Raw genomic sequence first — 13,754 nt, 5'->3', positions numbered from 1 at the left:
GCCCACCCGGCGCCCGCGCGGCCGGCGGGTGGCGGGCAGCGGGGCCGCCGCCGAGATCCGTCTCGACGGTGTCCGTACGGCGGAAGTGCAGGAGTGGAGCGGCCGACAGGGCGTCACGCTCTTCGCCACGCTCCTCACCGCCTGGCAGCTCGTGCTGCGCGAGCGGTCGGGCCAGGACGAGTTCGTCGTGGGCTCGACCTTCGGGCGGCGCACTCCGGAGACCGCCGGCACGGTGGGATTCCACGTCGCGCTCCTTCCACTGCGGGCCACGCTCACGGAGTCGACACCGCTGACCGACGCCGTACGGGCCACCCGGGACGCGCTGTTCGCGGCGGACGCCCATCAACACGTCGACCTGGACGCGCTCCTCGCCGCCGTCAACCCCGACCCCGGCAACCCGCGCCCGCTGATCACCGTCTCGGCGGACCTGGACACCGCTCCGCTGGCCGGGATCCGGCTGCCCGGGCTGTACGCCGAAGCGGTCGACGGCGGCTCCGAATCGGCCCCGCTGGAGATGGGGTTGATGGCCGTCCGCACGGGTCCGGGGCTGCGGCTGCGCATCCGCTACGACGCCGATCTCTTCGACGCGGCGACGGTACGGGACTGCCTGGGCGACCTCGACCGGATCCTGGGCGCCATGGTGTCGGGCGGTGCCGTTCTGGTGCGGGACACCGCCGTGCCGCCGCCGGAGCCCGTGGACGTGACGCGGCCGGCCCCGCCCGCCCCGGCCCCGGGTTCGGTCCCGTCGGCCCCCTCCGTCCTGGAGACACTCCGTACCGTCTGGAAGTCGGTCCTCGACGTCGACGACGTGGCGGACGACGCCAACTTCTTCGATCTCAGCGGCAACTCGATCGCGGCGATCAGGCTCGTCAACCGCGTACGCGACGCGCTGCACGTGGACGTCGGCCTCGCGGACTTCTTCGCGGACGCGACCCTGGGCGCGATGGCACGTCAACTCGGTGGGGCCGGCCTTCAGGAGCCGGCCCCCACCTCCACCCCGGCCCCCACCCCCTCCGACAACCCCGAGCCGGTCGACCGCGCCCCCGCGAGCGACCAGCAGAACCGGATGATCGCAGGCCACTACGCCGTTCCCCAGGCGCAGGTCTGGAACGTGCCGACCAGGATCCGCTTCCGGGGCGCCCTGGACCCGGACGCCCTGCGCTCGGCCCTCGCCGAACTGATCGAGCGCCACCACTCGTTGCGTACCCGCTTCGTGCGGGAGGCCGGGGACGGTGACGGGTCCGGGTCCGGCGAAGGAGTCTGGTGGCAGGAGGTGGTCGCCGCGCCGCCGCTGCGGTTGCGGATCGACGACCTCACCCGGCTCGAACCCGGGAAGCGTGCCGCCCGTGTCGACAAGGTGTGCAGTGCGATGGCCGCGTCGCCCGTCGACCTCACCCGTCCGACGCTGCCCCGGCTGAGGCTGCTGCGGGTCGAGCGCGACGAGTGGGTGCTGATGTTCGTCATGCACCACATCTGTGCCGACGGCTGGGCCCACTCCGTGCTCCTGGCGGAGCTGGCCGAGCTCTACACGGCCGCGGCGGCCGGGACCGCGCACGCACTCGACGCGCCCCCGGTCCAGGCCACGCACTACGCCCGCCGTCAGCTGGAGTCGAAGGACCCGGCGGCCGAGGACCGGCGGGCCGCACACTGCGCCGACTATCTGGAGGGGGTGCCGTGCCGGCTCGACACTCCGACCGACCGCCCCAGGCCCGAGCGGCTGAGCGGCGACGGCGGCACGGCACGCGGAGCCGCCTCCGGTGAACTCCGGGCGGCGATGGAGAAGTTCGCGGCCGACCGGCACGTCACGCCGTTCGCGGTGGCGGCCGCCGCACTCGGCGTCCACCTCGCCCGGCTCTCCGGGGAGCGGGACGTACTGCTCAGCGTCCCGTACGCCAACCGCGAGGACCTGGGCTGCGAGTCGCTCGTGTCGGTGGTCTCCACGGCCGTCCTGGTCCGGGTGCGGATCGACCCGGCCGAGACCGTCGCCGAACTGGTCACCCGTACCGGCGCGGGCGCCCTCGGCATCATGGCGAACGTGCTGCCCACGGCCCGCATCCTCCAGGCGATGCGCGACGCGGGGGCGACCGAGGTCCCCGACCGGGTGCCGAACGGCCTCGCCTTCCAGAACTACGCCGACTCCGACATCGAGATCCCCGGCCTCGACGTCGAAGTGGAGGACGTGGCCCCGCCGGTCGCCCGGGCCGAACTCGTCTTCGGTCTCTCGCCGCGTCGTGATCCGGGCCTCGGCTACCGGACCTTCCTCGAGTATTCGGCCGATCTCTGGGATCGGGAATCGGCCGAAGACCTGCTCGCCGAGTACGTCTCGATGATCGGAGACTTGTGCGCGCAGCCCGACCGTCCGGTCGCCGCACTGCTCGACCCGCACACAACGCCCCGGAAGGCGGACGCCGAATGACCCTGGCCACCGACCCCAGCCACACCGAGGACCTGCTCGCCTTCCTCCAGGGCAGCTCCTCGCCCTACCACGCCGTGTCCCAGGCCGCGCGACGCCTGGAGAAGGCGGGCTTCACGGAGTTGAGCGAGACCGAGGAGTGGACGGGGCGCAGCGGCGGCTGCTTCGTCGCCCGCGGCGGTGCGCTCATCGCCTGGTACGTCCCCGAGGACGCGCCCGCCCACACCCCCTTCCGGATCGTCGGCGCGCACACCGACTCGCCCAACCTGCGGGTCAAGCCGAGGCCCGACACGGGTTCCGCGGGGTGGCGGCAGGTCGCCGTGGAGATCTACGGAGGCGTCCCGCTCAACACCTGGCTCGACCGCGACCTGGGAATCTCGGGGCGTCTCACGCTGCGCGACGGCACCTCCACCCTCGTCAAGGTCGACGAACCGCTGTTCCGCGTACCGCAGTTGGCCATCCATCTCGACCGCTCGGTCAACGAGTCCATGGCCCTGGACCGCCAGCGCCAGACACAGCCGATCTGGTCCCTCGGCAGACCGGAACAGGGCGCGCTGCTGCGCCGGATCGCGTACGAGGCCGATCTGGAACCCACGGAGATCCTCGGCTGGGACCTGATGCTGCACGACATCCAGGCACCCGGACACCTGGGCGCGGAGCGTGAGTTCCTGGTGTCGTCGCGCCTGGACAACCTGGTGTCCGTGCACGCGGGGGTCACCGCGCTGACGGCGGCGACCGAGGCCTGGTCGAAGGGCGCGGGCGCCGAGTCGTTCCGGGTTCCGGTGCTCGCCGCCTTCGACCACGAAGAGGTCGGCAGCGGCTCCGAGACCGGCGCCCAGAGCCCGCTCCTGGAGCGCGTCCTGAACCGCTCGGTGGCCGCCCGCGGCGGCAGCGGCGAGGACTGGTCGAGGGCCCTCGCGGGCGCGCTCTGCGTCTCGGCCGACATGTCCCACGCGGTCCACCCCAACTACAGCGAGCGGCACGACCCGGACAACCACCCGCTGCCCAACGGCGGACCCGTGGTGAAGGTCAACGTCAACCAGCGGTACGCCACCGACGGCACCGGCCTCGCCGCGTTCGCCGCAGCGTGCGAGCGGGCCGGGGTGCCGTTGCAGCGGTTCGTGTCCAACAACGCCATGCCCTGCGGTACTTCGATCGGGCCGATCACCGCGGCCCGCCTGGGCGTGACGACGGTCGACGTGGGCGTGCCCGGCCTGTCCATGCACTCCGCACGGGAACTCGTCGGGGCCAGGGACCCCGGCCATCTGGCGCAGGCGCTCGCCGAGTTCGTCACGACGAGCTGAGAACGGGTCCGTCCGCACGGGGCCGCAAGCTGCCTGCGGACGTCAGGCGGCGGACATCAGGCGCCAGACAGCAAGCCGGACATCCGACACCGGTCAACAAACACCAGGCACCAGGCACCGGACAACAAGCACCAGGCACCGGACAACAAGCACCAGGCACCAGGCACCAGGCACCGGACACCAACCATGGAGAGTGACAGAACGTTGTCGGCAAAGACCTTCGCGCTCAAGGGCGCCGACCCGCAGGACGCCTCGATACGCGTGCTGATCGTCCCGCACGCCGGCGCCGGGGCGGCGAGCGGCCAGGGCTTCGCGGAGCACGCCCCGGCCGACTGGCTGGTGGCCACGGCCCGGATGCCCGGCAGGGAGACGCGTATCCGGGAGAGCGTTCCGGAGCTGCCCGGTCTGGTCGACGACGTCGTGGCCACGGCCCGTGCGCTGCCCGGCACCGCCCCCTTGCTCGTCGTCGGGGTCTGCTTCGGCGCGATCGTCGGCCTGGAAGCCGTACGCGCACTGCAGCGGGACGACGGCGTCCGCGTCGCCGGCATGGTGGCCGTCTCGCAGTGGGCGGTGACCGAGAAGCCCGACCCCGAGCGCCGGTTGCTGCGCGACACGGACGACACCGACGACGTACTGGCGATCCTCGACGGGTTCGGCGGAGTCCCGGAGAGACTCGCCGCCAACGAGCAGATGCTCAAGCTGGTGCTGCCGACGATCGTGGCGGACATCCGGGCCGTCGAGGACTACTCGTCGGGCCCCGACCCCCTTCTGAGATGTCCGCTCCTCACCGTGTTCGGGGACGAGGACCCGCTGTGCCCCGAGGAACGGACCGCCGACTGGGCCCTGTTCAGCGAGAACACCCGCAGTGTCTGGCTGCCGGGTGGCCACATGCTGCTGACGGAGAGCCCCGCCCTGGTGGTGGACGCCGTCGTCGGCAATCTCGACCAGTTCGCGGCAGAACAGTCCTAGCTCCCGCACCCGGACCGACCGAGGTTGACTTCCATGACGACCGTCCAGGCCTCCGCCGACCGCCCGTCGACCGACGCGGACCACCGGCTCGACGCACTCCTGCTCGAACGGTGGGAGCGCGATCCCGGACTCCCCGCGATCGTCTCCGGCGACACCGTCCTCACCGTGGGCGAGTTGAGGGAACGGGTCCTGCGGACCGCCGCGGCCCTTCGCGCGCACGGCGTACGGGCCGGTGACCGCGTCGTGATCCACCACGATCGCTCCGTCGAGTTCGTGGTGGCCGTGCTGGGCGCCATGTTCGCGGGCGCAGCCCACGCGGCACTCGGCGTGGACGACCCGCCGCAACGGATCCTGCGGTCCGTCCAGGACTGCGCGCCCCGGGCCGTACTCACCAACTCCGCGCTGCGCGACCGCTTCTCGGATGTGCCGGGCATGTCGGACCTGGCCGTCCTGACGGACGAGGAGTGCGCCACGTACCCGCCGACGCCCGAACCCGTACGGGACGCCTCGGACGCGTCGGCGGACGATCCCGTCGCCGTCATCCACACCTCGGGATCCACCGGCCGCCCCAAGGCCTCGCTGATCAGCCACCGCGCTCTCGTCTCACGGATCACGGCCCTGCAGACCACGCACCGCATGGACGAGCGCGACCGGATGATGCACCACACGGTGTGCACGTTCGACATGCACCTCGGAGAGCTGTACTGGCCGTTGCTCGCCGGCGCCACCGTCGTCATCGCGGCCCCGGGGCGCCATCGCGACGCGGACCATCTCGCGGAGCTGATACGCGACCAGGGGATCACGACGGTCTACTTCGGCGTGTCCCAGCTCGAACTCTTCCTGCTGACCCGCGATCCCGCCGAGCGGTACGACGGGCTGCGGCAGGTGCTCACCGGCGGCGAAGTGCTCGGTCCCGACCTGGTCAGGCGCTTCCACTCGCGTTCCACCGCGTCGCTCACCAATATCTACGGGCCCAGTGAGTGCACGATCTACTGCACGGCCTGGGTGCTGCCGCGCGATCCCGACCTGGACACCGTGCTCATCGGTCCCGCCATCCAGGACACCGAACTGTGGATCCTCGACGAGAACGGCGTCCCGGTCGCCGAAGGGGAACCCGGCGAGCTCCACATCGGCGGCGCCGGCGTCGCCCTCGGCTATCTGAACCGGCCCGAACTCACCGCCGAGCGCTTTCTCGACGCCCCCGCGGTGAGCCCGGACGGCCGCCTCTACCGATCCGGCGACCTGGTCAGGGCGCGGCCCGACGGCGCGCTGGAGTTCCTGGGCCGGGCCGACCGGCAGGTGAAGATCCGGGGCATCCGCATCGAGCCCGGCGAGATCGAGGAGACCGCCAAGCGCTGTACGGGGGTCAGGCAGGCGGCGGTCGTCGCACACGGCTCGGGTCCCGAGAAGCGCCTTGCCGCGTTCGTGGTGCCCGACAACGGCACGGAACCGGGCAGCCTGCCGTCGTCCGTACGCGAGGCCCTGCGGACCTGGCTCCCGCCGTACATGGTGCCGTCGGCCATCGAGGTGGTGGACGAACTGCCGCTGTCGGCGAACGGCAAGCTGGACCGGCGTCTCCTGGAGACCTGGGCGGCGAAACGGTCGGCCGAATCCGCGCCCGCGCGGCCCGTACAACATGCCCCCGTCGGCGTGGATATGGATGTGGAGAGCGTCGTGTCCGAGGTGTGGTGCGAGGTCCTCCAGGTCTCCACCGTCGGCCGGGACGACGACTTCTTCGACCTGGGCGGCGATTCCTTCAAGGTGCTGCGCGTCGTCGAGACCCTCCGGGAACGGCTGCGGGCGGACATCCCCCTGGCGGCGCTGCTGCTGGAGCCGACAGCGGCCGACTTCAGCGAGGAACTGCGCCGCATCATGGCGCACGGGCCCACGGACTGAACCGGGAGGCCGGCGAGTTCCGGGAGTTGCCGGGAGCCCCGGGAACGCGAAACGGGGGCCCGGAACTCCCGGGCCCCCGCGTCTGGTTCCGTAACGCCCTACTACGGCGCGTCCGTCACCGTGCCGTCGAGCACCGGCCCCTCGACCTGTTCGCCCTCCGCCGTCCAGAGGGACAGCTGGATCCGCAGCGACTCCTCCGGCTCGGTCACGCCGTCCGCGACGACGGGAATGGTCACGTCGGTGGTCAGCTCGCCCTGGGGGATGGCGAGGGGCAGATAGAGCCCTGCCAGCCCGGACAGCGGCCGGGAGGGGTTCGGTGACTCGCCGGTGGTCTCGTCGAGCCAGGCCGGGTCGACGTCGGTGGTGGACAGTTCGGCGCCGCCGACCGGAGCGAACGCGGAGTCGATCCAGATCTCCGTGTCGGCGACCGCGGACTGGGTGATCCGCCAGGTCAGGCTCTGGCCCTCGGTGACCCGGCTCGGAACCGGCGTCACACTGAACGTGGGCATCGGGTCGTCGTCCTTCACGGTCACGCCGCCGAGGTGGTTGCCGACCACCGTGTCGTGGACGGCCTTCGCGAACACGTTGTACGCCGTGCCGTAGCTGTAGCGGGTGTTGCCGGGCACGTCGACCGGCACGTCGATGCTCTCGGAGCCGGGGCGCACGGTCACCACCCGGGACGTGGTCTCACGGGTCTCGGGGTCCGCGACGAAGAGCCGGATCTGTCCACTGCCCCGCCCGGAGAGCCGTACCGGCACCTGGTAGGTCTTGACTCCGGAGTCGCCCTCGTCGGCGGTCAGCCGGCCGATGTCGACGCGGGGCGGCGAGACCGGCCGTACGTCCGCCATGCCGGGGCGCCAGCCCCAGGCGTCGATCAGCCACGCCTTTCCGGATCCGCTGCGGGGGGTCAGTTCCAGGGACTTCACCTGCTTGAGGTCCAGCCCGGCCGCGGTCGCGGCGGTCAGCGGTACGCGTACCTCCTGGCCCCAGTACGAGGTCGTCCGCTCGGTGCCCGGCAGTCCGTCGAGGCGGATGTCGCCGAGCGTGGCCCGTCGGCCCGCGGTGTCGGTGAGGGACACGTCCATGCGGGTGCCGGTGGTGTTCGGGGGCACGACGACCCGCAGGGCCAGCGACTTGGCTCCGGTCACCGAGACCGGTCGTTCGGGCTCCACCCGTACCGCGGAACCCGGCGTCGACCAGCCGAGCGCCACGGCGTTGCGGCCCGGTTCGCGGTCCGTCTCCCAGCCGGCGAAGTGCGGTGACGCGCCGGGCTCGTCGGGGTTGAGGCAGCTCGTCGCCGGGTCGGGGTCGACCTGCTCGCACAGCCGGCCGCCGTCCACCTTCACCGAGGGGTCCGGAAGGAACGCGCCGGCGCGACGGGCGCCGACGGCGTGGGTGAGGACGCGGGCGGAACCCGCGGACTTCGCGCGTACGCCGGAGCCGTCCAGCAGGGGCCGGACCCGGTCGTCGCCCGCGACGAACACCCGGGCCGCGGCGGCTATGTAGGTGGAGCCGGCGGCCTGCTGCTTCTTGGCGGTCAGGCGTGTCGCGGTGCCCGGTGTGCACACCGCGTCCGGCGACCCCTCGTCGTTCCAGAAGTCGTCGTTGGCGGGCGCCTGGGCCTGGCCCGGCGTCCACTCGGTGTTGAAGTAGTTGTGGTTGGCGCCGACCATGTAGACCGCGCTGTGCAGGGCGGCACCACGGCTGACACCGCGGGTCCCGTCCACGTAGATCTCACCCTGCAGATCGGACACATCGCCGTCGCAGCCGGGCAGGATCGTCATCGACGGCACCTCGGGAGCGGGGTTCTGCCCGAAGATCGTGGGGCCGATCAGGACGGTCCCCCTGATCTTCCAGCGCACCGGACCCCGGTAGCCGTCCCGGTCGGCGGGAGGCCTGGAGAGGCTGTCCATCGCGGCCCGGTTCACGCCCTCGCCGCCCCGCGAGTGACCGACCAGGAGTACGCGCGACAGGTCGGCCCGCGCCGCCTTCCGTACGATCTCCGGTGCCGAGGTCCGTCCGGTGCCCGACCAGTTCGCCCAGCGGGCGAGGTGCTGGCGTACGAGGGACGAGCGGGCCTGCGCGCCGCCGTCCTCCGCCGCGAAGTCCTGGCCGTTGACGCCGTTGGCGGAGATGGACACCGTCACATAGCCCTGGGACGCCAGCAGTTTCTGGTCGTGCAGATAGCCGCGGTAGCTCGGTATCGCCTTCGAACCGGTGGGGCAGGGCCAGTCGCCGACGAACTCGCCGCCCGGGCCCCCGGTGTAGCAGGTGGGGTGGCGGCCGTGCAGGAAGAGGGCCAGCGGGCGCTTGCCCTGGGCCCCGGCCGGGGCGACCACGGCCGCGCGCATCTCCACCGGTTCGGGGAAGTCGGGCAGCTTCACGGACTTCAGCTCGTACTCGCCGCTGACGGTGCGGTACGGGCCGGGGACGCCGGGGTCCACGGGGTTGGCCGGCGGCAGGGCCGACGGCTTCACCGGCGCCTTGGAGGAACGCCGCCGTGAGTCCGCCTCGATGCCGGCCTCGTCGAGGCGGCGACCGGCGGCCCGTACCTGGAGGTCCTTCGCCGGTCCGAGCTCCACGCCCTGGAGGGCCAGTTTGAACGTGTGCCCGTCCCTGGCGGCGAGGGGCCGGCCCAGGAACCGGTCGCCGGAGTAGAACTCGACGGCGGCGTCTCCCATGGGCACGGGTGTGGTCGAACGCCAGGTCAGGTGCTGACCGGATCTCGTCTCGGTGATCTGCCAGCCCGCCGGGAGTCTGCCGTCGGGGTCGGCCGAGGCCGCGGGCGGTGCGGGTTCGGCGGCCGGGCGGGCCTGCGCGACTCCTTGCGACCCCACCACCACCGCCAACAACGCCGCAGCGGCGACCAATGTGCGCCGGGCATGGATCAACGTCCTTCTCCTCCTGTTGGCTCCTGCGCCCGGGCATCTCGGTTGCCCCAGGTGTCCCGGGCATCTCTCTCGTCCCTGAGAAGAAGATGAGAATCGGGGCCACGGGGTTGCTCGGAGTCGACGTCCGGTCGAGGCAGGCGGGCGCCTCAAGTGGAGCCTGGAGAAGCGGAGTTGGCCCGGTGCGCGCGATGCGGGGCCGGAGGAGGGAAGATCCGGGCCAGGCCCTAGGAGCCGAGCGTCGCCAGGGCCGGGCCGAAGGCGATGAGCAGCGGGATGAGCGGGGCCAGGGCCGCGGCCGTCGTCGTACCGCGGCGGTGGGTCCGCGGCAGGCGGGGCGGCGGGTCCAGGAGGCGCTCCACCCGCTGGTGGAGCAGGGGGCGGGGAGTGGCGCAGGACAGGACGCCCCGGTGCTGGTTCAGCTCGATCAGCGCGAGGGCGGTGGTGAGGTGGCCGCAGCGACGGGAGGCCGTGTCGTCGGCGGAGAGCTCGACCAGGCGGTGGGTCTGGTCGCGGAAGTGGGTGAAGAGCGGGATGCCCGGGAAACCGGAGGCCAGGGCCTGGGAGAGGTGCAGGAGCCAGTCGTGGCGGGCCCGGGCGTGACCCAGCTCATGGGCCTGGATGGCGTCCAGCTGGTGGTCGGTGAGCCGCTGCAGGGCGCCCGTGGTGACAACGAGCTGGGGCGGGCTGCCCGGCATCCACCAGGCGTCCGGGTACTCGTCCTCCAGCACGAGGAGCGGGCCGCGCGAGTCGCTGAGCCCGCCCGGCAGCTCGGGGGCGCGTTCGCGCAGGTGCTCGCGGCGCAGCCGCCCGCGCCTGCGGGCCTCCGCCACCTCCCGCGCCAGCATGGCCGTGGTCCAGGCGGCACCGCCGGCCAGCAGCAGCGTCAGGGCGGTGGTCCAGGGCGGGGCGGCGGCCAGGTCGTACGCCGCGGTGACCCTGGGCGGCGCGGGCGCGAAGACATGGACACGGACGGTGTGGAAGACCGCCGAGGCGCTCAGCACGAGCGAGGTCAGGCAGCAGAGCAGCACGGTCGCGACCAGGCACTGCCACACCCACAGCGCGAGCACGGGCTCCCGGTCGGGCCAGACCGCACGGGTCAGGACACGGGGCGCCGCGACCGCCGCCGCCAGGGCGACGACCGCCATCAGGAGCAGGGAGATCGATACGGTCATGTCGCGGGCTCCTTCGGGAAGCGGCCGTGGACACGCTACCTGCCACCGGGGCCAGGACGGCAATGAGCGGCACGACTGCGAACCGCGAGTAACCATGGACGCATGAGCGCATGGACGGTGGTGGCGCGGTGAGCGGGGCGAGTGCCGGGCGCGGGGCGGGCGGCGGGTACTCCGGTACGCCGCTGGCCAAGAAGATCGGGGTCAAGGCCGGGCAGCGGGTGCGGTTGCTGCACACGCCGGGGGAGGGGTGGGTGATCCCCGGGCTGCCCGAGGGCTGCGAGGTCGCCGAAGGAGGACCGAAGGGGGCGGACGTCACCGTGGCCTTCTACTGCGAGGCGGCCGTGCTGGCCGCCGAGGGGCCCGGGCTCGTCGAGGCGCTCGCCGACTCCGCGATGCTCTGGATCGCCTGGCCGCGGAAGGCCGCCGGCCACGTCAGCGACATCACCGAGAACGGGCTGCGGGAGCTGTTCCTGCCGCTGGGCGTCGTGGATGTGAAGGTCGCCGCGCTCGGGGACGACTGGTCGGGGCTGAAGTTCGTACGCCGCAAGGAGAATCGGCGTATTTGAAGAGTCCTTACCGTGAACGGCTAGCATCGCCCCTTGTTGTCGAACGAGGTCGAGTGATGGGGGTGGGTGCCGTGCCGATGGAGCCGCGGATCGCGGTGGCCGTGGTGACGATGGGCACACGGCCCCAGGAGGTCGACGCGCTGCTCGCGTCGGTGGCCAAGCAGGACGTCGCGCCCACCCGGATCGTGATCGTCGGGAACGGCTGCCCGCTCCCCGAGTTCGCCGACCGGCTGGGGCTGCCCGGCGAGGTCACCGCGATCGAGGTCGACGAGAACCTCGGGTGCCCGGGCGGCCGGAACGTCGCACTGCGCCGGCTGCGGGAGTTCGGGGACGTGGACGTCGTCGTCGACCTGGACGACGACGGGCTCCTCGTCGACCCGGACGTCCTGCGGCGCGTACGGGACCTGTACGCCGCCGATCCGCGCCTCGGCATCGTCGGATTCCGTATCGCCGACGAGCACGGCGAGACCCAGCGGCGGCACGTGCCCCGGCTCGGCGCGAAGGACCCGATGCGGGGCGGGGAGGTCACCGGCTTCCTCGGCGGCGGACACGCCCTCTCCATGGAGATGCTCGCGCAGACCGGGGACTGGCCGGCCGAGTTCTTCTTCGCGCACGAGGAGACCGACCTGGCGTGGCGTGCCGCCGACGCCGGGTGGACCATCCGCTACGAGCCCGAACTGCTGCTCCAGCACCCCAAGACCTCACCCGCGCGGCACGCCATCTACTACCGCGTCACCGCCCGCAACCGCGTCTGGCTGGTCCGGCGCCGCCTGCCGCTTCCGCTCATCCCCGTCCACCTGGCGGTCTGGATCGCGCTGACTCTCCTGCGGACACGCTCTGTTGGCGGGCTGCGGGCATGGTTCGGCGGCTTCGTGGAGGGGCTCCGGGTCTCGGCGGGGGAACGGCGGCCGATGCGCTGGGGGACCGTGTGGCGGCTCACGCGCCTGGGGCGGCCGCCGGTCGTCTGATCGGGTCCCGCCCACCTGCTTCCGGACCCGGTCGCTACGGCGACACTCCCCCGAGCCGCGGCGACCTACGACGCCAACCGCGTACCGGAACGACCGGATCCGAACGGTGATCAAATCAGGCCACGCCAACCGATCGCTAACATGGGGCGAACGGTGTGGCGAGGCACAGAGTTTCGCCTGGGAGGTGGCGGGAGCGGCGGATTCAGGCCGTTGACGGCCGCCGATGGGAAGAGGCGGACAGGTGGGCGGCGGACAGCGGTCGGAGCGGGGCGCCGGGCCGCGCCGCGGTCGATCGTCCGGCCGTCCGGACGGGCCGTCACCTGGGGCGATACCCGCGTCCTCGCCCGAGCCGGGTTCCGGAGTGCCATCCGGGCTGCGATCCGTGCTGCGTTTCGGGCTCCTCGGGCCGACCGTCGTGTACGACGCGGACGGTGTGCCACGGCCGGTCAGCAGCGCGAAGGGGCGGGTGCTGCTCACCGCTTTGCTGCTGGAACCGGGCCGGGTCGTCTCCGTCGACGTGCTCAAGGACGCGCTGTGGGGCGGGACAGCGCCCGCCTCCGCGCACGCGTCGCTGCAGAACCACGTGACCCGTCTGCGGCGCCTCCTGGACGACCCGGACCGGCTGCGGTCGGTGCCGCCCGGCTACCAACTGCGTGTCTCCGAGGGTGAGTTGGACGTACGCCTCTTCGAGACCCGGATCGGCGCAGCCCGGGTGGCACACGCGCGGCGGGACTGGGACCGGGCCGTGGCCGAGGCCGTTGCGGCGCTCGGGCTCTGGCGCGGCACCCCGCTGACCGGCATGCCTCCCGGGCTCGGCGGACTCTCCCTCGTCCAACGGCTGGAGGAGGCAAGGCTGTTCGCCCTGGAGTGCCGGTACGACGCGGAACTGGAGCTGGGCCGCGGGGTGTCCGACGGGGACGTACGGCTCTCCGGTCTCGCACCCGAACTGGCCGCGCTGGTCGCGGAGTTCCCCCTCCGCGAGGCCTTCCACCGTCAGCTCATGAAGGTCCTCCACCGGACGGGCCGCCGCGCCGAGGCCCTCGCCGTCCACCGAGACCTGCGCCGCACCCTCGTCCGCGAACTCGGCGTGGAACCGGGCCTCGCGGTCCGGGAGGCCCATTTGGAGATTCTGCGGGACGAGGATTCGGGGCCGGCTTCAGCGGCAGGGTCGGGACCGGGTCCGAGATCTGGCTCGGGCTCGGGGCCGGCGCCAGCTGCAGCGTCGGGACCGGGACCGGGACCGGGATCTGGATCTGGATCGGGCCCGGATGCGTCCGCCCGTGATGAGATCGGTGCCGCCGGGACAGCGGCTCCCGCCAAGGCAGCGGCTCCCGCCGGGACGGCGGCCCCCGCCGGGCGGCAGTCCACCGGAGGCGACGGCGTTTCCGCCCTGCTGCCCGCCAAGTCGGCGTCCACCCGTACTGATCCGAGCGGAGCCGACCACTCGTCCTCCGCGGAAGCCGCCCCGGCTGCCCCGGACACCACGTCCGCCCCGGCGACTCCAGCCACCCCCGGCACTCCTGGAACCCCCGGCACCTCCGCCCCTCCGAAGGCCCCCGTCCCTGCCCTCGTCCC

General features: G+C 72.7%; 9 protein-coding genes. 7 read left to right on the top strand and 2 right to left on the bottom strand.

The genetic code is table 11. The features are described from left to right. From O3Q52_RS34340 to O3Q52_RS34325, 4 genes are all read left to right on the top strand, one after another. A partial coding sequence (locus O3Q52_RS34340) for a condensation domain-containing protein (RefSeq protein ID WP_269652550.1) occupies positions 1 to 2,416 on the top strand: 2,416 nt, incomplete at its 5' end. After that, complete coding sequence (locus tag O3Q52_RS34335) at positions 2,413 to 3,717, top strand: M18 family aminopeptidase (protein ID WP_269652549.1); 1,305 nt, start codon at positions 2,413 to 2,415, stop codon at positions 3,715 to 3,717. The genes O3Q52_RS34340 and O3Q52_RS34335, both read left to right, overlap by 4 nt. Before the next feature lie 186 nt (positions 3,718 to 3,903). Next, the gene (locus tag O3Q52_RS34330) at positions 3,904 to 4,686 is read left to right on the top strand and encodes a thioesterase II family protein (protein ID WP_269652548.1); all 783 of its coding nucleotides are present in this window, start codon (positions 3,904 to 3,906) and stop codon (positions 4,684 to 4,686) included. A 33-nt stretch (positions 4,687 to 4,719) separates the two neighbouring features. Next, complete coding sequence (locus tag O3Q52_RS34325; RefSeq protein ID WP_269652547.1) at positions 4,720 to 6,582, top strand: amino acid adenylation domain-containing protein; 1,863 nt, start codon at positions 4,720 to 4,722, stop codon at positions 6,580 to 6,582. A 101-nt stretch (positions 6,583 to 6,683) separates the two neighbouring features. On the opposite strand, the gene O3Q52_RS34320 is transcribed toward O3Q52_RS34325, so the two are convergent. Beyond that, on the bottom strand, positions 6,684 to 9,473 hold the full coding sequence (locus O3Q52_RS34320) for a S9 family peptidase (protein ID WP_269652546.1): 2,790 nt from the start codon (positions 9,471 to 9,473) through the stop codon (positions 6,684 to 6,686). Between the two features lie 224 nt (positions 9,474 to 9,697). Beyond that, the gene (locus tag O3Q52_RS34315; RefSeq protein ID WP_269652545.1) at positions 9,698 to 10,645 is read right to left on the bottom strand and encodes a M56 family metallopeptidase; all 948 of its coding nucleotides are present in this window, start codon (positions 10,643 to 10,645) and stop codon (positions 9,698 to 9,700) included. A 110-nt stretch (positions 10,646 to 10,755) separates the two neighbouring features. On the opposite strand from O3Q52_RS34315, the gene O3Q52_RS34310 reads away from it, so the two are divergent. The 3 genes from O3Q52_RS34310 to O3Q52_RS34300 all read left to right on the top strand — a co-directional run. Further along, positions 10,756 to 11,211 carry a DUF3052 domain-containing protein gene (locus O3Q52_RS34310; protein WP_269652544.1) on the top strand — a complete coding sequence of 152 codons (456 nt, stop codon included), beginning with the start codon at positions 10,756 to 10,758 and terminating at the stop codon, positions 11,209 to 11,211. Positions 11,212 to 11,288: 77 nt separating this feature from the next. Beyond that, on the top strand, positions 11,289 to 12,179 hold the full coding sequence (locus O3Q52_RS34305) for a glycosyltransferase family 2 protein (RefSeq protein WP_269652552.1): 891 nt from the start codon (positions 11,289 to 11,291) through the stop codon (positions 12,177 to 12,179). A gap of 373 nt (positions 12,180 to 12,552) precedes the next feature. Beyond that, on the top strand, positions 12,553 to 13,754 hold a 1,202-nt coding region (locus O3Q52_RS34300), incomplete at its 3' end, for an AfsR/SARP family transcriptional regulator (RefSeq protein WP_269652551.1).

It is taken from the genome of Streptomyces sp. ActVer (assembly GCF_027270795.1).
Taxonomy (GTDB): domain Bacteria; phylum Actinomycetota; class Actinomycetes; order Streptomycetales; family Streptomycetaceae; genus Streptomyces; species Streptomyces umbrinus_A.
This window is presented reverse-complemented; position numbering and strand designations above follow the sequence as displayed.